This is a genomic window from Comamonas sp. C11, assembly GCF_024496285.1.
Taxonomy (GTDB): Bacteria; Pseudomonadota; Gammaproteobacteria; order Burkholderiales; family Burkholderiaceae_C; genus Comamonas; species Comamonas testosteroni_F.
In genome coordinates this window covers 3,230,909-3,252,399 of the sequence record NZ_CP101743.1, presented here as the reverse complement: position 1 = coordinate 3,252,399, position 21,491 = coordinate 3,230,909, and the positions used below count along the sequence as shown (strand labels likewise).

The window sequence follows — 21,491 nt, the reverse complement described above, 5'->3', positions numbered from 1 at the left end:
GTGCGTAACGGGTACTCACATCTCTGGATGTGATGGTGCGGGTGGCGGTTGCGCAGTGAAAAAATGCATGTGCTGTTAGTGGAAGATAACGCTTTGGTCGCCAGCGGGGTGAAGGCGGGCCTGCAGCTACAGGGCTTTGGCGTGGACGTGGTGGGTTGCGCCAGCCAGGCTGATGCGGCGCTCAAATCCTCCCACTTCGATGTGTGTGTGCTGGATCTGGGTCTGCCCGATGAGGACGGTCTGCATCTGCTGGCACGGTGGCGCAGTCAGGGGCTGGAGCTGCCGGTGCTGGTGCTGACCGCACGTGATGCAGTGGACCAGCGCATCGAAGGCCTGCAGACCGGTGCTGACGACTATCTGGTCAAGCCCTTCGATCTGCACGAGCTGGCGGCGCGACTGCACGCGCTGCTGCGACGGGCGGCGGGGCGTACCGTGGACTGGATTGCGTTGGGTGATGTCAAAGTGGATCTGGCCGCCGGCCAGGCCATACGGGAGGGCAGCATCGTGGACCTGTCGCGTCGTGAATGGGCGTTGCTGCGCGCGCTGCTGCAGTCGCCGGGGCGAGTGCTGAGCCTGGAGCAACTGCGCGACAGCCTCTACGGCTACAGCCTTGATGTGGAAAGCAACGCGGTCAATGTACATGTGCACCATCTGCGTCGCAAACTGGGCTCGGACATGGTGGAGACCGTGCGTGGTGTGGGTTTCAGATTAGGGCGGGTGCAGGGAGGCAGTTGCTGATGCGCAGCCTGCGGGTCCGTTTGCTGGTCTGGCTGTGTCTGGCGCTGTGCACTCTGTGGGGCGGTGTGGCCGCCTGGATGTTTGCCGGCATGAGGCATGAGCTGCGTTCCGTGCTCGACGACCGACTGATTGCATCGGCCCGCATGGTGGCCGGCATTGTCCACCAGTTCAAGCCGCACAACACCAGTCCCGAGGACTGGGGTCCCATGCTCAATGTGGTGGCACGTGATGGAGTGGCTTGCGAGGTCAGCATGATTCGCAGCGAAGTGCATACCGCACCTACACATGATGGTGTGGATCCGGATGCAAATGCTGTGTCGGACGAGGCGAGCGACAAGGCGGCTCGCCCGGCACTGATTCCGGCATCTCCGCTGGATGCACCGCGCACCAAAACCGCAAAGACCGGTCGCGCCGTTGATTCCGCAGATGCGGCTTCCGAGCGGGCTACCGAGCCTGCCGATTCTCAGGTGCTGGCTCGCACTGCGGGTGCGCCCAGCTTCCAGGGGCCGCTGCCGCTGGGCTTCTCGAGCATCACCAAGGGCGGCAAGCCCTGGCGTACCTATGTGCTTGAGGAGCATGGCGTACGCATTGCCACGGCCGACCGCATCGATGTGCGCGAGGGACTGATCCATGGTTTCGCCTACACCATCATCCTGCCCTTTGTGCTGGCGCTGCTGGCCAGCATGGTGTTGATGTGGTGGGGGGTGACACGCGGCCTGCACCCCCTTGAGTCGCTGCGCCAGGAGTTGAGCGAGCGTCCGCCCGGAGATGATTCGCCCGTGGCGCAAGGCCGGCAGGTCAAGGAGCTGGCGCCACTGGTGCAGACCATCAATCACCTGCTGCAGCGCGTGCACAGAGCCATTGAGCGCGAACGTCGCTGGAGCGACGATGCCGCCCATGAGCTGCGCACTCCGCTGACTGCCGTCAAAACCCATGTGCAGGTAGCGCAGATGGCGGTGGCCAATGCGGGGTATCAGATGGTGGCTTTGAGGGATCAGCCCGGCGCCGGCAAAGACAATGCCGCGCCCAGGCCGATTTCGGAAACCGCGCAGTGGCAGATGACCCGGCAGGCGCTGGAGCAGGCGGGGGAGGGCGTGGAGCATTTGCAGCACACGCTGGAACAATTGCTGCTCTTGGCCAGGCTGGATTGTCAGCCGGTGAACGAAGATGCAGGAGGTTCTCGTGCCATGGCCTGCGGTAGCGAGCCCGCCTGTGCCTGGGAGGCTCTGGAAAAAGCCTGGGGATTGGCCGCCACGGCCATTCCGTCAGGCTCGCTGCGCCTGCGCTGGTTGCCTCAGCAAGCCCTGAATGACGCCAGGCTGCAGGACTTGCGTGTAGCAGTGCCTCAGCCCCTGCTGGTGTCGGCATTGCGCAATCTGATGGAAAACGCCTTGCGCTATGGGCAGCAGGCAAGTGGCGAGCCGGGCGACTCTGCGGTGCAGCTCGGCCTGCGCCACATTCCGCAGCTGGCGCAGGTCGGCGGCGACAAGCCGCAGGCGATGCCTGTCAATCCTGCCGGTTATGTGGAGTTCACGGTGATTGACCATGGGCCCGGGCTGAGCAGCGAGGACTGTGCCGTTGCGACCCAGCGCTTCTGGCGCAAACAGCATCAGGCCCATGGCAGCGGTCTGGGGCTGGCGATTGTGCAGCGCATTGCACAGTGCAGCGACGGTGAGCTGGAGCTGCTGCCCTTGGCCCGGTGGCAGCAGCATAAGGGCCACGCATTCGAGCAGGTGCACAACGGCCTGGCGCCAGAAGCGGCGACAGGGCTGGTGGTGCGCTTATGCCTGCCGGTGAAGTCCTGTGCTGCGCAGCCTGATTAGTCGCCTCTGGGGAGCCGATTGTTTGCAGCATTAATTGGCTCTTAATCTTCTATAAGTATCTTCGGGCAATGTGCTTGCTGTCATTGGGCTGCTTTGGCTCGTGACATTCCAGGTCAGACGTCGGCGTTCAGCACACGCCTGATGTGCGGCAGATCTGAGCCGCTTAAACCTCCATTCCCAAGATGAATCGCTTGAACACAAAGACTCTGCCCCGGTCGTGGGTGGCTGTCGGCATTTCCATGCTGATGGCGACCAGCGCCTGGGCACAAGAACCTGCTGCCGCCAAGGCTGCATTGAACGGCAATGCCGCTGCCGGTGCAAAGATCGCTCAGTCCGGCTCGGCCGGCGGTGCGGCTGCCTGCGTCACCTGCCATGGTGCCAAGGGCGAGGGCCAGCCTGGCTTCCCCGCACTGGCGGGCCAGCACGCCGGTTACCTGGAGCGTCAGTTGAGCCAGCTGGCGGCTGGTGCCCGTCAGTCCGCTGTCATGGCTCCCATGGCCAAGGCCTTGAGCGAGCAGGAGCGCGCCGATGTGGCCGTCTATTACGCCAGCCTGCAACTGCCTATCAAGAGCGTGCGCGGTGCCTTGCCCGGCAAGAGCGACGATGGCGGTGCCTGGCTGGTCGAGCGCGGCCGCTGGGCCGACGGCATTCCTGCCTGTGCGCAGTGCCATGGCCCAGGCGGAGTAGGCGTGGGCAAGGACTTTCCAGCCATCGGCCATCTGACAGCCGACTATATGCAAAGTCAGATCGATGCCTGGAACAAGGGGCAGCGCGAGGCCGGCCCACTGGGTCTGATGGGGGCTGTGGCCAAGAAGCTCACGGCCGATGACGTCAAGGCCGTTGCAGCGTACTACCAGCGCCTGCACAACCCCGCTGCTGCAGCAGCAATCGCCAAGCCTTAAGAGTTCGGGAGTTGACAATGTCGGACAAACAACAAACTGCTTCCAAAAGCTCCAATCTCGCTGAATACGCCGTGGTGGCCTGCCTGTTCGCAGGTCTGGGCGGCGCGCTCTGGTATGGCATGAGCATCAGCAGCCCCAAGAAGGCCGCAGAACCGGCCAAGGTGGCTGCGCCTGCCGCAGACGCCAAGGCCGTGACTGTGGCTGTCAAGCCCGGCGAATTCACACCTCCCGGCGTCAGCGACTACCCGGAAGGCCCCATGGGCGATTGGGTGCGCCGTGGCGAAGCGATCTTCACACGCACGCCGGTCAATGCCGTAGGCTTCTCGGGCAATCCGCTGAGCTGCACCAATTGCCACCTCGACGCTGGTCGTTTGAAGGGCGCAGCCCCCATGTGGGGGGCCTACCCCATGTACCCGGCCTATCGCAAGAAGACCGACCATGTGGACACTTTTGCCGAGCGCGTGCGCGGCTGCTTCATGTACTCCATGAACGGCAAGGCACCGGACGACGGTCATGACATTTTGGTGGCGCTGGAGTCCTATGCCTACTGGATGGCACAGAAGGCCCCCACGGGCGAGAAGCTGCCCGGTGCAGGTTTCAAGAAGGCGGGCAAGCCCGAAGAGACTCCCACCTATGAAGCCGGTGCCAAGGTTTATGAAGCCAAGTGCGCGCTATGCCACGCTGCAGACGGCAAGGGCCAGTTTGTCGGCGATGTGGCCGTGTTCCCGCCGCTGTGGGGCAAGGACTCCTATAACTGGGGTGCCGGCATGCATGACATCGACAAGGCGGCCAACTTCATCAAGAACAACATGCCCTACGGCAATGCAACGCTGAGCGATCAGGAAGCCTGGGATGTGGCAACCTTCATCAACAGCCAGGAGCGTGGCCAGGATCCGCGCTTCAACGGCAATCTGCAGGCCACGGCTGAAAAGCACCATGGCAAATACTCCATGTACGGCAAGGAAGTGAACGGCAAGCTGCTCAAGGGTCTGTAAATGGGCGCTTGATTAGGTCTGCCGGATGCAGGCTCAAGGCCAGCCCTGTAATAGGGGTTGGCCTTTTTTGGTGATCGGGGTGATCAGAGTGGGTGTCCGGCCAAGCCGCCGTTGAGCCGTCGGCAGTACGTTGCGCCCTGGACTCGGAGCTCAGGGTTTGGCAGGGCTGCACAAGGCCCATTGAATCCGCACTCAAACCTAGACTCGGAAAGCGCGGGAAGATCACTTCCCGACGGACGTAGAAAAGCCCGGCGAGCCGGGCTTTTGCAATGGCAGGGCTTGAAAGATCAGGCCATGAACAGGTAGTGATCCACGAGCAGGGCGAGAAACAGCAGGCTCAGGTGAAGCAGTGAAAAACGGAAGGTGCGGCGCGACAGCTCGTCCGAGTAATTGCGGTACAGGGCCACGGCATAGGCGATGAAGCCTGCACCCAGAACGACAGCTGCGAACAGATACAGCCAGCTGCTCATGCCGTACATGAAGGGCAGCAGACCGGCCGCAAACAGCACAACGGTGTAGAGCAGAATCTGCAGGCGCGTGTATTCGCTGCCATGGGTCACGGGCAGCATGGGCAGGCCGGATTGGCGGTAGTCCTCCACGCGGTACAGGGCTAAGGCCCAGAAGTGGGGCGGAGTCCAGAGGAAGATGATGAGGAACAGAATCAGCGCCTCGGGGCCGACATTGCCTGTCATGGCGGCCCAGCCCAGCACGGGCGGCATGGCGCCAGAGGCTCCGCCGATGACGATGTTCTGTGGCGTGGCGGGCTTGAGAACCACGGTGTAGATCACCGCATAGCCGACAAAGGTGGCGAGTGTCAGCCACATCGTCAGCGCATTGGTCCAGACCAGCAAGATCGTGGCGCCAATCATGCAGAGAATGGCCGAGAAGGCCAGAGCCTGCTGACTGGAGAGTTCGCCGCGCGCCGTGGGGCGCCAGGATGTGCGCTTCATCTTGGCGTCGATATGACGCTCCACCAGGCAGTTGAAGGCCGCTGCTGCAGCCGCTACCAGCCAGATGCCGACGCAGGCAACGCCCATATGCATCCACTGATTGGCCGTGGGCCAGCCGGGAACGGCCAGCACCATGCCGATCAGGGCGCAGAACACGATGAGCTGCACCACGCGCGGCTTGGTCAGTGCATAGAACTGGCTGATTCGCGAGGTGTTATTCAACAAGGCTTCACTTTGACTCATGCAATCACTCTTTTACGCTATGCCTCAGGCTGGGCGGCGCGCCATTTCGGGCCCGGGGGCGGCGACGGCATTTGCGCGCGTCACGGCCAGACTCCAGACCACAATCGTTACCAGGGCCGCGGCTCCACCGGTGTGAAGCACGGCCGCAACCAGGGGCCAGTCCAAGACCACGTTGGACAGACCCGTCAGAACTTGCAGCACCGCAAAAAATCCCAGCAGCCGGCGCTGCTTGGCCAGTGCAGGAGCATGGCGCAATGCCCACCACAGACCAGCCAGTGCCAGAACCACCACATAGGCCGCTAGACGGTGGGTGTAGTGAATGGCGGTCAGCGCTTCGAAGCTGATGTGGCTGCCGTCCTTGAGCATGCCCAGAGGGCGCCAGATCTGCAGCGCTTCGGCAAAATTCATGGCAGGCCACCAGCTACCCTGACAGCCAGGGAAGGTCGTGCAGGCCAGCACGGCGTAATTGGTGCTGACCCAGCCGCCCAGGCTGACCTGGACGATGAGCAGCGCCAGGCAAAGCCACAGCATGATGCGCAAGCGTCTGGCGATCAGGGCCGGAGAGCGGCCAGCTTGCTGCTGGCTCAGGCCCGCTGCAGGAATGGCCAGCAATGCCAGCAAGCCGGTACCGCCCAGCAGGTGCAGCGTGACGATGGCTGGAAACAATTTCATGGTGACTGTCAGCGCTCCGAAAGCGCCTTGTATGCAGACCCATACCAGAGCCAGAGTCGGCCAGCAGGGGTTGGCAGCGCCTCTGAAACAGGCGTGTTGGCCCGTTAGCCTGGCTGCACGTGCCTGCTTCCAGCTCATGACTGTCATTGCAATGATGAGCACGCCGACCGTGGTCGCCAGATAGCGGTGAATCATTTCCACCCAGGCCTTGCCATGGGTGACCGGGCCGGTCGGCATGGCAGCTTGCGCTTCGGAGATCTGGGCATGCGCTGCGATAGGGCTGGCCGTGCCATAGCAGCCAGGCCAGTCAGGGCAGCCCAGGCCCGAGTCTGTCAGACGTGTGAAGGCGCCGAATAGAACCAGGTCGAAGGTCAGGAACAATGTCAGCACGCATAGCGCCTGAAGGCGCCTGCCGGAACCTGTGCCGCGATTGCGCCACCAGACCCAGCATAAAGGTCCCAGGGCCAGCGCCAGACCAAAAGCCATCAGCTCCAGTGCAGGAGCCAGGTCGTATAGCTGTTGCTCTGTCATGCCAATGCTCCATGGGCCATCTTCCATTGCTTGGCCGCCTGCAATTCAGACAGGTCGGCGCGGTCAACGGTCAGGGCAAAATCGCAAAGGCAAAGTGGCATGGTTTGGCTGGGACGGTCAGTACTTGGCCAGTATTTACAGAAATTATTGAAGATCTTGGTCAAGCGCAAAACGAGAGAAAAACCTGCTTGCTCGTATCGAGCCTTGAGCGCTCCAGGGCCGGGACTCTGCTCGACGCTTGGAGCAGCAGTTGAATGCAGGCTCTTTGATCCCGCACAATTTTACCCATGTGATTTGAGGCTAGGCAGTCGTGACCTGAGTGTCCCTAACAAAGAGGAAGAAAGGCTTGCCCTCAAAACCCGGCTTTCGGGAAAACTCCGAGGCAAAAAATTGCCAAAATGCTCCGATTTTGAACGGAGGCTGTACAGCCTTGATGTACGATAGCTCAAGCTCACAGCCTGGAACTGTGAGCCTGTCAAAGACAGCTGCAGTCGTGGCTTCGTCGCAGACGCGGGCGTCGTTCAATGGTAGGACTCTTGCTTCCCAAGCAAATAACGTGGGTTCGATTCCCATCGCCCGCTCCAAACCGAGCCTAAGTCATTGATTTATAATGACTCCTTCGGTTTGAATGTGCCAGTTTCGTAAGCACTACTACGAGAGTGTTCTACGAGATGGATCAGATCTATCGCCGTCCAAGCGGCATCTATGCGGTTCGGATGTACGTGCCCAAGCGTCTCCAATCGATCGTCGGCAAGACCGAGCTTCACTTTTCTACCGGAAGTCGAAAGCCCGTAGTCTCCAAGATCATTGCTGCGGACATTAGAGCGAGATGGCACAGAACCTTGCATCAGCTCTCATTCATGGATTCGGAAAAAATTAAAGAAGCTCTACCGGAGCTTTTATCTACGGGCTATATCAAACTGCCCGAATTAGCAAGTCTTCTGGGTTCCGATATCACGGAAATATCCCGGATGATGTGCGATAGAAACTACCCTTTTTATATTCACTCAGAAAGGCTTGAAGGCTGGATCATAGATGACCTTGAACAGGATATAGGGCTAGGGTACTATGGGGAGGAGGTTGAGGTTGCCATAGTTCCTCAGATGTTGACCACCAGATTCGGAATAACTAGGCCGACAGGATTTATAAAATTCTATTTTGAAGACGACGTGCGGGAACTTGTATATTCCAATGCTGAATCGCATGGTGCTAGGGTTTTTCAGATTGCAACTAATAGTCGATACTTTGTCGTAAGCGGTGACGATGTGAAGTTTCGCCTGCGTGATGCATGGGTTAGGCGAACGGATGCTCAGCACTTTCGGTTTGAGTTACTTGAAAAAGTCAGAAAAATTGAAGCGGTCATTGGTGTCAAGAAAAGAGATGAAGGACCGAAGGTCGAAACTGTAGTTGTAGACGAGTCTATTCGGTTGTCGAAATTAATAGAGCAATATTTCTCCGTGAAGGTGGCTAGCTCTTCCTGGAAGTTTGATCAGCAAGATAGGCGTAGAAAGCAAGCCGATATCTTGCTGGAGTTAATTGGTGATGTTCCGTCTAAAGGTATTTCAAGAAATGACCTGCGGTTGTTTAAGTCTCAATTGGAGCATATCCCATACCGTCGGGATTTGCTGCCTAAGAAGCTTGATCTACGTGAAGCATCGATTAAAGAGTTGATGGATATAGCAAAAGCCAAGAAGTTAAAATGTATAACATCTAATGAGCAGAAGAAAATATTGGATGGTGCGTGTTCAATATTTAAATGGGCACTCAATGAAGGTCTCTTAGAAAAGAATCCTGCGGCCGGATTGTCAGAGGAAATTGTCGTCAAGCGCAAACGAGCTCAAGATGAACGCTGTGCACTGACTGATGAAATGCTGCTTCAGGTTTTTGGGCTCGAATGGTTTCGTGATGGTAAGGGGCATAGAACTGCAGCAGGCCGTTATCATAGCTATTCCCCTCATTATTATTGGTTGCCAGTGATTGGCCTATTCTCTGGTGCTCGCTTGAATGAGATATGTCAACTTGCTCTGAGCGATATTGTCGATATCAATGGGGTGTGGTGCTTTCATGTGACGAATGAGGATGATGATGGTAACAAGGTTGATGACAAGGATTTGAAAACCAGTAACGCTAAGCGCTTGATTCCAGTTCACCCCGAGCTGCTTCGCCTAGGGTTGAAGGATTACTGTGATGCGTTGATGAGTGCGGGCTATGAGAGGCTTTTCCCTGAGCTTAAATTTCATGCGGTGAAGGGGTACAGCAAGGATGCTGGAAAATGGTTTAATGACAGAGTGATGCTTGGGAAATTGAATATACCTCGTGATGGAAAATATACATTTCACTCTCTGAGACATAATTTCGCGGCCGCCTTGTCAAAAACTGGCATTGTTTCATCTATGAAGGCCGACTTAATGGGGCATGAGCGTAGTGATTTGATTTCGGAAGTTCGATATGAAAAAGCTGCGTCTGTTAATGACCTGAAACCATATATTGATTTGATGCGGTTTGAGATTCCTGTGATTTGTGAGTTCAATGTAGCTGAAGGAATGATGGCATTAAAGGATGCATTGAGAAGAAAGATCGACAAAAAATGAAAAGCGGCCGTATCGGCCGCTTTTTTATCTTTTCTTGTAGGAGACGGGGCCTCGCATTTTAATACTTCTCATCTCAGTAAGTGCTTGGTCCCGCTGTAGCTTTGCAGCATCGCATAGATTCTCGATAGACTTCTTTAGAATCTCCGATTGTTTCCAGTCAGGACTGTTTTTGTTATCAATAAAATTGATATTGCATGTGTCAGAGCGCTGTCTAATGAAATTAATGAGTAGTAACTCGTATGCGGTCAACATAGGCTGCTTCATGTAATTTTGCACATGTTCGAGAATGGCTCTGAACTCGCCATCAATTGAATCTTTGATCATTAGCTCGACTAAAGTCATTGGGTCGAGGTCAAAAAGATCGCAAACTAGGAAGATTTTGCTCTTGGGCAACTTTTCAACTCCAGAGCGCACTGCAGAAAATTGATTGGATCTATTGAATTCAAGCAACTCGGCAGCCTCTTTGACTTTTAGGCCGCTCTTCATAAAACCAATATTGATGTATTCGTGACTTTTCATTTTTCACTCCGTTGAATGAGTGAATCATAAACGTGCTTTACGTCATATTGGATAGGAACTTTATCAGTTAGTTCTTCATTAATATTGGAAAGTAAGTTCAAACTGTATTCTGAAAGTTTGAAGCTCTGCCCAGGTAGAAATATTTCCTATTGATTTCTGTGGTCTGACTAACAACTAAACGCTCGTTCGTGTATTTAGTCAGGCAGGATTTGATGATGAAAAAATATGTTGGATATTTGCGCGTGAGTACGCAGAGGCAGGGGCAGAGCGGTTTGGGGCTGGAGGCTCAGCGAACTGCCGTGCAGACTTTTGTGAGCGCGAGGGGTGGTCTCTACGTTGATGAATTCCAGGAGGTCGAGTCTGGGCGCAAGGGAATGAAGCAGCGCGTTGAGCTTGAGCGGGCTCTGGCGCATTGTCGTCAACATGACTGCGATTTGGTGATCGGTAAGCTTGATCGGCTTGCTCGTGATGTGCGCTTCTTCCTTGAAGTAATAGACACCAGCAAGGTCACGATCTGTTTTGCCGACCTGCCGGATGTGAACCCGGCAACACCGGAAGGGCGCATGGTGCTGGTCAGCATGGCCAACTTTGCGGAGTTTGAAGGACGGCGTATCAGTCAGCGCACCAAGGCAGCGTTGGCAGCTGCAAAGGCAAGAGGTGCGGTGCTTGGCGGTGCTGGTGGTGCGAATCTGTCGTCCTTGAACAGCTCACGCCAAGACGCAGCCGCTGCGTTTGCTGCCAGATTCAGGAGCGTGATTACCGGTTTCCAAGCACAGGGCATGAGCCAGCGAAAAATGGTGGCAGAGCTAAATGGGCTGGGATTATCTGCGCCAAGAGGTGGGGTGTGGTCACTGCGACAACTGCAGATTTTGCTGGGAAGGCTCGCTAATTCAGGTCCAAGTGTTGAATGTAAGGACAGCATTACATTGCAGCCATAATCATCCTATTAGAGATACGGGGATGGCATGGACAAGAAGCAGCTCAGCGAAGCCGATATTTGTGCGAAATTCATCAGCCCAGCTGTGGTGAAAGCTGGATGGAGCGAGGTCGATCAGATCTATCGTGAATACACCATCGCTCCAGGCCGCATAGTTGTCAGAGGACAGAAGGCACAACGTAATAAGCAGTCGGCACTTCGGGCTGACTACTTGCTGTGCTATCAGTTTGGACAGCCTCTAGCCATCATCGAGGCCAAGGACAACAATCACACGGTGTTCGCTGGCATGCAGCAGGCCACTGAATACGCACACCGAATGGATGTGCCATTTGCTTTTTCCAGCAATGGTGATGGCTTTGTGTTCCGGGACGCGACGCAGCTTTTCAATGGGCAACTGCTTACCAATCTTGAGCTAGATGAGTTCCCGTCGCCCGAGCACCTGTGGGAGCTCTACCAGCAGTGGAAGGGCTGGACCCCAGCGCAAACCGCTGTCAATGCCTTTGCCTACCACCAAGGCGATAGCAATCGAGTTCCGCGCTATTACCAAGTGCATGCCATCAACAAGACTCTGGAGGCCATTGCCGCTGGGCAGAACCGCGTGCTGCTGGTGATGGCCACAGGTACCGGCAAAACCTACACAGCCTTCCAGATCATCTGGCGCCTGCTCAAAAGCGGTGCCAAGAAGCGCATCCTGTTTCTGGCCGACCGCAATATCCTGGTGGACCAGACCATGGTCGGTGACTTCAAGCCCTTCAAGGGTGCGATGGCCAAGCTCAGCCCGAATGCCAAGGGCATTGAGCGTGTTGACGCTGACGGCACCACCACGGTGGAGGAGCTGGAACTAGCTCTCACCAAGGGCAAGAAGCTGACGGGCGGCAAGAAGGTCATCAAATCCTATGAGGTTTACCTGGGTCTGTATCAGGCAGTCACGGGCAAGAGCGGCGCAGACGATGTCTTTCGCCAGTTCAGCCCCGATTTCTTTGACCTCATCATCATTGACGAGTGCCACCGCGGTAGTGCCAATGAGGATTCAGCTTGGCGCGAAATCCTGAACTACTTCAGCAGCGCGACGCAGGTTGGACTGACGGCAACGCCTAAAGAGACCGAGGATGCATCCAATATGCATTACTTCGGTGAGCCCGCATACACCTATACGCTCAAGCAAGGCATCGAGGACGGCTTCCTTGCACCGTACAAGGTCGTGCGCGTCGATCTGGACCGCGATACCTTTGGCTGGCGCCCGCCCAAGGGCATGCTGGACGATGCGGGCAACCTCATTGAAGACCGCGTCTACACAGCGGCCGACATGAACCGCAACCTGGTGCTGGGTTTGCGAGACAAGGTCGTTGCCGACAAGATCACCCAATACCTCAAGGGTACAGACCGTGACGCCAAGACCATTGTGTTCTGCGAAGACGTGGATCACGCCCAGCGCATGACGGCTGCGCTGGCTGAGGCGAATAAGGACCTTTGCACGACACGTCACAAGTATGTGATGCAGATCACAGGTGACAACGAGGTTGGCAAGCGGGAGCTGGACAACTTCATCGACCCGGACAGCCGGGACCCGGTGATTGCCGTGACCAGCAAGCTCATGAGCACCGGAGTCGATGCGCAGACCTGCAAGCTTGTCGTGCTGGACCAGAACATCAAGTCCATGACGCTGTTCAAGCAGATCATTGGCCGCGGCACGCGTTTGAATGAAGAGCGCGGCAAGCAGTTCTTCACCATCCTCGACTTCAAGCGCGCCACAGAGCTGTTCGCCGACAAGGACTTTGATGGCGAGCCCGTACAGATCTACAAACCCACGGGTGAAGATGATGTGGTGCCTCCAGAGCAGCCTGACCCAGCCGAAGGCGAAGGTTCGGGAATAGACGAGGGCACTGGCGTGCCAGATGGCACCCAGCCCGATGGAACACCTGCAGGTGGCAATACCAAAGACCCAGCCGGTGTGAATGGCGGTGCTGGCTCAACGGGCAGCACTGGCCAGCCGCGCAAGTACCAGATCGGTGGGCGCGTCACCGTGAGCATTGCCCGTGAGCGTATTCAATACATGGATGCCAATGGCAAGCTCGTGACTGAAAGCCTGCGTGACTTCACCCGTATCAACCTGGCCAAGAAGTACGACTCGCTGGACGCCTTCTTGCAGGCTTGGAGTGATGCAGATCGCAAGCAGGCGCTGATTGAAGAGCTGCAGAACCATGGCGTGCTGCTCGACGTTTTGGTTGAAGAAATGGCGCTGGAGAAGGGTAACGGCAGCAGCTTGGCTGACGCCGACCCCTTTGATGTGCTGCTGCATGTGGCCTACGACCAGCCCATGCTCACCCGCAGTGAGCGCGCCAAGCGTGCCAAGAAAAAGCTGCAGGACGAGGGCGTCTATGCCAAATATGGCGAGACGGCGCGCAAGGTGCTGGACGCTTTGATCGACAAATATGCCGATGAGGGCATTAAAGCCATCGAAAATACGGATGTGCTCAAGGTTCAGCCTCTCAATCAGATGGGCTCGCCTGTTGAGTTGATCAAGAGCTTTGGCGGCTCCAAGCTCAACTACCAGAACGCCATCGCTTTGCTCGGCCAGGCCATCTATCAGCCAGCCCAAGCTTGATCCTTCAAAATACATAGCTGCCAGCGCTTGCTACATAAGCGCTGGCAGCATTTTTTATTCAGATTTTCAGAGTCAGCAGCATGTCCAACCTGTCATCCACCATCAAATCCATCCAAGACATCATGCGCCAGGACAGCGGCGTCGATGGTGATGCTCAGCGCCTGTCCCAGCTTACCTGGCTGCTGTTCTTGAAAGTGTTTGACGCGCTGGAAGAAGAGCTGGAATTCACACAGGACGACTATCACAGCCCCATCCCTGGCGGCATGCGCTGGCGCGACTGGGCTGCCGATGAAGAAGGTATGACGGGCGACGCCTTGCTCAGCTTTGTCGATAACGAACTGCTGCCCACCTTGGGCAATCTGCAAGGCAGCATTGAGCAAAACCCCCGCGCTTATGTGCTGCGCAGCGTGTTTGACGACACCTACAACTTCATGAAAAGCGGCCACCTGCTGCGTCAGGTCATCAACAAACTGGCAGTGATCGACTTCAACCGCCAGGCTGAGCGTCACCAATTCAACGACCTGTATGAAAAGCTGCTCAAAGACCTGCAGGCTGCGGGCAATGCGGGCGAGTTCTACACGCCCCGCGCCGTCACCCAGTTCATGACCGATATCGTCAATCCACAGCTGGGCGAAACGGTGATGGACCCCGCTACCGGCACCGGCGGCTTTCTGGTCTGCGCCATTGAACACTTGCGCCAGCAAGCCCAAACGCCCGAGCAACAAGCCCTGCTGCAAACCGCTGTGCGCGGCGTAGAGAAAAAGCCGCTGCCCCACAGCCTGTGCGTGACCAACCTCATGCTGCACGGCATTGAAGTGCCCAGCCAGATCAAAAACGACAACACCTTGAGCCGCCCGTTGCGCGACTATGGCAAGGCTGATCAGGTGGACATCATTCTCACCAACCCGCCTTTTGGCGGCACGGAGGAGCCGGGCATTGAAGACGGCTTCCCCGCCGATCTGCGTAGCCGTGAGACGGCAGACCTGTTCATGATCCTCATCATGAAGCTGCTCAAGGATGGTGGCCGCGCCGCCGTGGTGTTGCCCGATGGCTTTCTGTTTGGCGAAGGCAGCAAAAGCCGTATCAAGGAAAAGTTGCTGACCGAGTGCAATCTGCACACCATCGTGCGCCTGCCCAATGGCGTGTTCAACCCCTACACCGGCATCAAGACCAACATCCTGTTTTTCACCAAAGGCCAGCCCACGCAAGATGTCTGGTACTACGAGCACCCATACCCCGTGGGCGTGAAAAACTACAACAAAACCAAGCCCATCCAGATCAAAGAGTTTGATGCCGAAAAAGCCTGGTGGGGCAGCGCCGCAGACGGCTACGCCAGCCGCGAAGGCACTGAGCAGGCATGGAAGGTGAGTATCGACACCCTGCGCGCCGCTAACTGGAATCTGGACCAGAAAAATCCCCATGTGGGCGAGCAAGTCAGCCACGACCCGGATGAACTGCTGGCGCAATACACCCAGCTGCAAGCCGACGCACAAGCTCTGCGCAGCCAGTTGCAAGCCATGCTGGCCCAGTCGCTGGCGGGCGGTGCAGATGCTGCTGCATTGAGCAAGTAATAGCGGCTAGCGCTTGATAGATAAGGATTTCAGGGTCAAACCATGCTCAACACAAGCAATGACCAGCGCAAGCTGCTACCCAATTTTGATCAGTTGTTCGCCACCACCGCCCAAGCCCCCGGCGGCGTGGCCCGCCTGCGCGAGCTGATTTTGACGCTGGCCGTGCAAGGCAAACTGGTGGCGCAAGATGCGAACGATGAACCGGCCAGTGAACTGCTGAAAAAGATTCGGGCGGAAAAAGAGCGGCTGATTGCCGAAGGGAAGATTAAGAAAGACAAGCCGCTGGCGGCGATTACGGAAGATGAAAAGTCGTTTGAATTGCCGGCGGGGTGGGAGTGGGTTCGTATTCCAGAGATTACTTATGGATTAGGTCAAGGTGAACCTTCGAAGTCTTTTACATATATTGATGTTGCATCTGTAAATAACCTAAAGGGGGTTATTAATTCTGATGTGAAAATTTTAGATGCATCAGAAGCACCTTCGCGTGCTAGAAAAAATGTAAAAGTTGGAACTGTTATTTATTCAACGGTACGCCCGTATCTTAAAAACATTGCAATTATTGAAAATAATTTTTCACCAGAACCCATCGCAAGCACCGCATTTGCAGTAATGCATCCATTTTCAGGGGTTGCATCTAAATATTTGCTTCACTATATGAGGAGTCAAATATTTACTGAATATGTGAGTGGTAAAGCTATTGGTATTGCTTATCCCGCAATTAATGACGCGAATTTCTTTCAAGGTGTAGTTCCTCTACCTCCCGAACAAGAACAATCCCGCATCGTCGCCCGCGTTGAAGAACTGATGCGCCTGTGCGATGCGGTGGAGGAAAAAGGCCAGCTGGAACACACCCAGCACCAGCAACTGCTGCAAGCCATGCTGGACAGCCTGACCCAAACCACCAAGGTAGCCGAGTTGGCGCACCACTGGCAGCGGCTGGCGCAGCACTTTGACCTGCTCATCGACCGCCCCGAAGCCGTGGACGCGCTGGAGCAAACCATCCTTCAACTGGCAGTGCGTGGCTTGCTGGTGGAGCAGGATGCGAATGATGAGCCTGCGAGTGAGCTACTGAAGAAAATCCGGACTGAGAAAGATCGCTTAATTGCTGAAGGGAAAATTAAGCGTGATAAACCCCTGCCTACGATTACTGATGAGGAAAAATCGTTTGAATTACCAGAGGGGTGGGAGTGGGTGAGATTGCAGAGTGCATTTGATGTACGCGATGGAACGCATGACACACCAAAATATCAGTCAGTCGGGTTTCCATTAGTAACTAGCAAAAATATTTATGGAGGAAGGCTTGATCTTTCAGATGTGAAACTAATATCAAAAGAAGATCATCAAAAAATATCTGAGCGTTCACGGGTGGAGCGTAATGATATTCTTTTTGCAATGATTGGAAGTATTGGGAATCCTGTGATTGTTAATACTGATATCGAGTTCAGTGTGAAAAATGTAGCTTTGTTTAAGTATTACTCTGCATCACTTTCTTGTCCCGAATATTTATTAATGGTGTTGCAAACCGAATCTGAGGGAATGAGGGCACGCGCGGCTGGCGGGGTTCAGTCTTTTGTTTCTCTTGGTCAACTCAGAGCAAATGTGGTTCCACTTCCACCTCTCGCCGAGCAATCCCGCATCGTCGCCCGCGTGACCAACTTGCGCGCCCTTTGCCAGCAACTGCGCGACAAGTTGAGCCATGCTCGTTGCGCCCAAACTCAGTTGGCGCAGGCTTGGGTGGAACAGGCGGCAGTCTGAAAGCTGTCAACTGCTCCTCAGTGGGGTGATTGCCAGTCGTGAATATTTTGTGCGCAAGCCGGAGCTGGCTTACGCTGTTGTCTGTAAGCCAAGAAATCTAATGTCGTTGTCTGTTGAAGTGGTAGAGCCCGTGCTGGTCGCACGCGGCTATGGCGAGAAGAATCGAACCAAGAAAAAGGTGGCCTACCAGAGTGGCAGCTTCTACCCGCTGTATCTGAACCTGCAAAGCAAAAATGGCACTACGGTGCTGGTGGCGCACCCGCAATCTGGCGTCGAAGCCGTGCAAGGGGCTGGCGTGAATGTGGGGAGCGGCTACTTTCACTCTTCCAATATGGGGTTGTTCCCCAAGCATATGCACACAGGGGCAACGCCGATTCCCTATGGGCTGGGGCTGACCTTTGACAGCGAAGTCGCGCTGGCGCGCTGTCTGGATTTTCTGGAAGGCGTGCAGCCTGCGTCGTTGCCAGTATCTGATTCCCGATCAGGTAGTGATGCGTCTGCAGCACTTGCACAAGACGCTGCGCTTGCTCCTGGTCAAGATGTGCAGACCCAGACCACCCGCCGCGTTGGCCATGACAGCTTTCGTGAGACCTTGGTGCAGTACTGGGGTGGGGCATGTGCCATCACAGGCGTAGCCAATACGGGCTTGTTGCGCGCATCACATATCAAACCGTGGGCAGCAAGTACCCCAGAGGAGCAAACCAACCCGTTCAATGGCTTGCTGCTGGCGCCACAGTGGGATGCAGCGTTTGACCGCGGGCTGATCACGTTGGATGCGGTTGGGCAGGTGCTTGTGTCATCCCAACTGGCTACGGCGGATGCCGCTCTGCTGGGGATTGGGGCGGGCATGCGCTTGCGCAAGCCGCTGCAGCCTCAGCACCAAGGGTTCATGGAGTATCACCGACAGCATGTGTTTCTGGCCGTCTGAGTCGGCTAGATTCACGCGGAGCAGTTGCAGCTGAAAGGCGGCTGCATGTGCGCGCAGAGGTGGAGGAGCACCTGCGCATTCCCAATTCAGAAGAAAGATCCACGATGGGAAGCATGAGCGAGGGAGCAGGCATGGCGGCGATGCAGCCGTTGCTTGATGAGAGATCGTCACAGGCCCGTGCCACAGTCTGCACGCTGCGTGACTGGCTGGGTGACTTGGCGCTGAATATTCCGCATTACCAGCGCCCCTACAAATGGGGCTTAGCGCAGGTACAGCAACTGCTGCGTGATATTGAGCAGCAGGCTCAGGCGACGGCGCAGGATCAAGGGGCCAGCAGCTATCGCATGGGCACGGTGGTGGTCCATGTGGAGCAGTCAGACGAGCGTGGTGGGGGTGCAGAGGCGCAACCGCAGCGAGCACAGCACAACATCGTGGATGGGCAGCAGCGCACGGTGACCTTGCTGCTGGTAGTGCATGCCTTGCGTGCAGAGGCCAAGCTGGTGCCAGAGGAGCAGCGCGAGCCCTGGCAGAAGGAGTTAATGGCGCTGGAGCTGTTTGAGCCCCAGTTTCCCAGCCCCTTGTCGCACCAACTGGTGCAGGCCAACTACCAGGCGGTTGCCCGCCATATTCGACAGGCGCAGTGGGGGCAACTGCAAGCCTCGTTCTTGCTGGAGCGCTGTGAGGTGGTGCGCGTGGAGCTGTACAGCCTGACGGAGGCGTTCCAGTTCTTTGACGCGCAAAACGGGCGTGGCAAGCCGTTGTGCGTGCATGACTTGCTCAAGGCTTTCCATTTGCGGGCGTTGCGCCCGGCTGAGCTGGCGTTGCAGGGGCAGGCCGTGCAGGCATGGGAGCAATGCTCGCAATCTGATCTGGAGCGGCTGTTTGCTCGTTTCCTGTTTCAAACGCGCCAGCGCAGCCGCGGCCGTGATGCAGAGTTCTTTGGCAAGCGGCATGTGGGCGTGTTCAAAGGCATCAGTCTGGAGAGCAGTGCGGCTGTGCCCATGAGCCGTGCATGGCGCATGCTGGACGATGCTGTGCATTTGCTGGAGAGCCACACAGGTACGCGTGGGCGGGTCTGGCCCTGCCAACTGGACGCACCAGTGGTCAACGGGTTGCGCTTTTTTGATTGGGTGCAGCACTACTGGTGCATGGGCTTTCATCACAAGCAGGAAGCGGGGAAGCTGCCGCCCTGGACCCAAAAGTTTGAGCACGGGCTGGCCGAAGATGCACGTGGCATCTTGCTGACACTGGGGCGCTATGCAGGGCGCGACCGTAAGGGCGACTCGCATGTGCGCGCCGTGTTTGACGCGCTGCTGATGTACTACGTGGACAAGTTTGGCGAGCAGGGGCTGTCTCAGGCGGTTGAGCTGTCTTTTGCTTGGGCATATGCACGTCTGCTCAATCGCAGGGTGATGGTGGGCAGCATGGACAATTTCCCGAGTGAGAGTGGGATCAACCCGTTTGCCGTGCTGCGCGACGCGATCACGCCGCAGGATTTTTTGAATATCGCCTTACCTTCTGCCTTTTACGAGCACGGCAGACCACCATCACAAGGTTTGGAGGTGTTGCAGGGCTGGATGGAGAAGCTGGGTTACTGGCGGCAGGATGCACTGAAGGAAGAGCATGAACAACAAGCATGAGCCCCAACTTCTGACCGTGCAGCAGGTGCTGGCGGATGGGCTGTATTCCATCCCTGTGTATCAGCGCAACTACGCCTGGGGAGCGAGAGAGATCGGTCAGTTGATTGCCGACGTGAACGACTATGCCCAGCGCAATGCGCAGAATCTGGTGCATGACTACTACATCGGCACCTTGGTGGTGTATGCGCGGCGAACAGAGCAGCATCAGCACTGGGAGGTGGTGGACGGCCAGCAGCGGCTGACGACGTTGAGCCTGCTGGTGTCGGTGCTGCGTGCCATGCACCCCGAACTCGAAGGCGCCATGGTGCGTATGCCTTTGCAGTTCGAGTGCCGAGAGGCATCAAGCCAGGCGCTGAAGGCGGTATTTGCGCAACCTTTGCAGGCGGCAGCACAGGCCAAAGGCAAACTAGATGGTGATGATGCAAGCGGTGCCAGCAGCATCTGGGAGGGGCGAGCCATTATTGAAGGCCTGCTGCGGGAGCTGCCAGAGTCGGATCGAAAGGTGTTTGCTCAATTCTTGCTGGAGCGCGTTCAACTTCTGCGGGTGGATCTGCCCCAACGCACGGACCTGAATCATTACTTCGAGGTGATGAACAACCGTGGCGAGCAGTTGGCCAAGCACGAGGTACTGAAGGCTCGCTTGCTGGGAGCTCTGCAGCAGCATGGTGAGCACGCGGCAATGAAAGTGCTGCATACGGTGTGGGATGCCTGCGCTGTGATGGACAGGTCAGTGCAGTCCGGGTTCGTGCCGGACTTGCGCAAGCGCTTGTTTGCTGCTGACGGCAGATTGCTGCTTGTGAAAAATGCCCAAGCCTTGCTGGCATGCTTTGACGGTATCGCCGAGGCGACAGCCGCGCCCAAGTCGTTGTTGCAACTGATCGCTGAAGGGCCCCGCAGTGTTGCAGGCGGGCAGAAGGTCTCCAGCAAGTCACTGGACGGTGAGGAAGAAGAGGAGAGCAAGGCCCAGTTCGGCCCGGTGATCAATTTCCCCAACTTCTTGCTGCAAGTGCTGGCCATGATGCCGGGCGAGGAATTTGCAAACACACCGCTGGACGACAAGCACTTGCTGACGGCGTTTGAGCCATTGCTGCGTGGGGATGCGGGGCAGATTCAGGAGTTCGGCTTCAGTCTGTTGCGCTGCCGGTTTTTGCTGGACCAGCATGTGATCAAGAGCGGTGTTGACAGCCAGGGTGACGAGGAGCACTGGCAACTGCAGCGCTGCCGGTTCAGGAACGACAAGGCAGTACTGCAGTGGGTCAATGCCTTCGACGATGCCGGCCAGGACTATGCGGAGCGCTTGCGAATGCTGCAGGCTGCGTTGCATGTGTCGTACATGCTGCCCACGCGAAAGCACTGGTTGCAAGGAGTGCTTCGCTGGCTGTACCGGCAGGACGCGGCGAAAGCCGTTGATGCTGAAGCGTTTTTGCTGGCACTGGAAGGACTGTCCAAGGCCTTTGTGCTGGAGGAGGGGGCTGGCGGGGCTGAGCCTGTGACCTATGAGGCGCTAGTGCGCCGTTCAACACAGTTTTTTAAACCCCATCTACCGGATAGTGAACTGGTCAAGGCGCTGCCAAACAAGTTGATGTATGGGCGGGCCAGGTTGGTGGACTTCAATTTTCTGGACTATTTGCTCTGGCTGCAGGCCAAGCTTGAGGACAAGCCAGGAGCGCAGGAATGGCGCGATTTTGCTTTCACCAGCACTCGCCGCTCAGTGGAACACCTGCACCCGCAGACGGAGTTGTTTACGGGCAATGCGTGGGGTGACGACCACCTGCATGCTCTAGGTAATCTGTGCCTGGTCAGTCATACGATGAACTCCCGCCTTGGCAACTCAGGACCAGAGGATAAGTTCAAGCAACTGGTGAGCGAAAGGCAGAGCCAGAGCCTGAAGACCTTGGCGATGCATTCAGCCTTTGTGGCTGATAAGGCGTGGGCTTCAGACGGAGCCATGCTTAGGCATCAGCGGGAAATGCTTGGACTGTTGCAGGCTGCCTTTGCGGCTGACGGCTTGATTAACGGCGCTCCAGCGCCGGTTGAGGCAGTGGAGTGGGTGCAATGACCCGTTTCCCGAGCGTAGGCCGGACGTTGCTC

At 56.7% G+C, this 21,491-nt stretch carries 16 protein-coding genes and 1 tRNA gene; 14 read left to right on the top strand and 3 right to left on the bottom strand.

Annotated features, from left to right (window positions below):
• Positions 1-63: 63 nt before the first annotated feature.
• The 4 genes from NOX35_RS14865 (at position 64) to NOX35_RS14850 (ending at position 4,458) form a co-directional block, all read left to right on the top strand.
• The gene (locus tag NOX35_RS14865) at positions 64-738 is read left to right on the top strand and encodes a response regulator (RefSeq protein WP_182283031.1); all 675 of its coding nucleotides are present in this window, start codon (positions 64-66) and stop codon (positions 736-738) included.
• A complete protein-coding gene (locus NOX35_RS14860; RefSeq protein ID WP_182283030.1) occupies positions 738-2,561 on the top strand; it encodes an ATP-binding protein in 1,824 nt (607 codons plus the stop codon). Before NOX35_RS14865 ends, NOX35_RS14860 begins: the two co-directional genes overlap by 1 nt.
• Positions 2,562-2,743: 182 nt before the next feature.
• Positions 2,744-3,463, top strand: a complete 720-nt coding sequence (locus tag NOX35_RS14855; protein WP_256493778.1) for a c-type cytochrome — start codon at positions 2,744-2,746, stop codon at positions 3,461-3,463.
• A gap of 17 nt (positions 3,464-3,480) precedes the next feature.
• Positions 3,481-4,458: a c-type cytochrome gene (locus NOX35_RS14850; protein WP_182283028.1), complete on the top strand. Its 978-nt coding sequence runs from the start codon at positions 3,481-3,483 to the stop codon at positions 4,456-4,458.
• Between the two features lie 287 nt (positions 4,459-4,745).
• Here the strand turns inward: NOX35_RS14850 and cyoE are convergent, their stop codons facing one another.
• Positions 4,746-5,651: a heme o synthase gene (gene cyoE, locus NOX35_RS14845; RefSeq protein ID WP_256493775.1), complete on the bottom strand. Its 906-nt coding sequence runs from the start codon at positions 5,649-5,651 to the stop codon at positions 4,746-4,748.
• A gap of 24 nt (positions 5,652-5,675) precedes the next feature.
• Entirely contained in the window at positions 5,676-6,854 is a 1,179-nt protein-coding gene (locus tag NOX35_RS14840; RefSeq protein ID WP_256493773.1) for a heme A synthase, read from the bottom strand.
• 11 nt (positions 6,855-6,865) lie between these two features.
• On the opposite strand from NOX35_RS14840, the gene NOX35_RS14835 reads away from it, so the two are divergent.
• The 3 genes from NOX35_RS14835 to NOX35_RS14825 all read left to right on the top strand — a co-directional run bounded on the left by NOX35_RS14835 (position 6,866) and on the right by NOX35_RS14825 (position 9,445).
• Positions 6,866-7,108 (top strand): hypothetical protein, encoded by a 243-nt coding sequence (locus tag NOX35_RS14835; protein WP_182283025.1) that lies wholly within the window; start codon positions 6,866-6,868, stop codon positions 7,106-7,108.
• 256 nt (positions 7,109-7,364) lie between these two features.
• A tRNA-Gly gene (locus NOX35_RS14830) sits at positions 7,365-7,438 on the top strand.
• Positions 7,439-7,525: 87 nt separating this feature from the next.
• Entirely contained in the window at positions 7,526-9,445 is a 1,920-nt protein-coding gene (locus tag NOX35_RS14825) for a site-specific integrase (RefSeq protein ID WP_256493771.1), read from the top strand.
• Positions 9,446-9,469: 24 nt separating this feature from the next.
• Here NOX35_RS14825 and NOX35_RS14820 read toward each other — a convergent pair whose 3' ends face one another.
• Positions 9,470-9,964 (bottom strand): hypothetical protein, encoded by a 495-nt coding sequence (locus tag NOX35_RS14820; protein WP_059441813.1) that lies wholly within the window; start codon positions 9,962-9,964, stop codon positions 9,470-9,472.
• 215 nt (positions 9,965-10,179) lie between these two features.
• On the opposite strand from NOX35_RS14820, the gene NOX35_RS14815 reads away from it, so the two are divergent.
• The 7 genes from NOX35_RS14815 to NOX35_RS14785 all read left to right on the top strand — a co-directional run bounded on the left by NOX35_RS14815 (position 10,180) and on the right by NOX35_RS14785 (position 21,459).
• Positions 10,180-10,902 carry a recombinase family protein gene (locus NOX35_RS14815; protein WP_256493770.1) on the top strand — a complete coding sequence of 241 codons (723 nt, stop codon included), beginning with the start codon at positions 10,180-10,182 and terminating at the stop codon, positions 10,900-10,902.
• A gap of 27 nt (positions 10,903-10,929) precedes the next feature.
• Entirely contained in the window at positions 10,930-13,506 is a 2,577-nt protein-coding gene (gene hsdR, locus NOX35_RS14810) for an EcoAI/FtnUII family type I restriction enzme subunit R (RefSeq protein ID WP_256493769.1), read from the top strand.
• A gap of 80 nt (positions 13,507-13,586) precedes the next feature.
• Positions 13,587-15,077: a class I SAM-dependent DNA methyltransferase gene (locus tag NOX35_RS14805; protein WP_256493768.1), complete on the top strand. Its 1,491-nt coding sequence runs from the start codon at positions 13,587-13,589 to the stop codon at positions 15,075-15,077.
• Positions 15,078-15,119: 42 nt separating this feature from the next.
• A complete protein-coding gene (locus NOX35_RS14800; protein ID WP_256493767.1) occupies positions 15,120-16,832 on the top strand; it encodes a restriction endonuclease subunit S in 1,713 nt (570 codons plus the stop codon).
• Positions 16,774-17,760 carry an HNH endonuclease gene (locus tag NOX35_RS14795; protein ID WP_256493766.1) on the top strand — a complete coding sequence of 329 codons (987 nt, stop codon included), beginning with the start codon at positions 16,774-16,776 and terminating at the stop codon, positions 17,758-17,760. Before NOX35_RS14800 ends, NOX35_RS14795 begins: the two co-directional genes overlap by 59 nt.
• Positions 17,761-17,873: 113 nt before the next feature.
• Positions 17,874-19,400 carry a DUF262 domain-containing protein gene (locus tag NOX35_RS14790; RefSeq protein WP_256493765.1) on the top strand — a complete coding sequence of 509 codons (1,527 nt, stop codon included), beginning with the start codon at positions 17,874-17,876 and terminating at the stop codon, positions 19,398-19,400.
• A complete protein-coding gene (locus tag NOX35_RS14785; RefSeq protein ID WP_256493764.1) occupies positions 19,384-21,459 on the top strand; it encodes a DUF262 domain-containing protein in 2,076 nt (691 codons plus the stop codon). The genes NOX35_RS14790 and NOX35_RS14785 overlap by 17 nt, the downstream gene beginning before the upstream one ends.
• Positions 21,460-21,491: the final 32 nt, after the last annotated feature.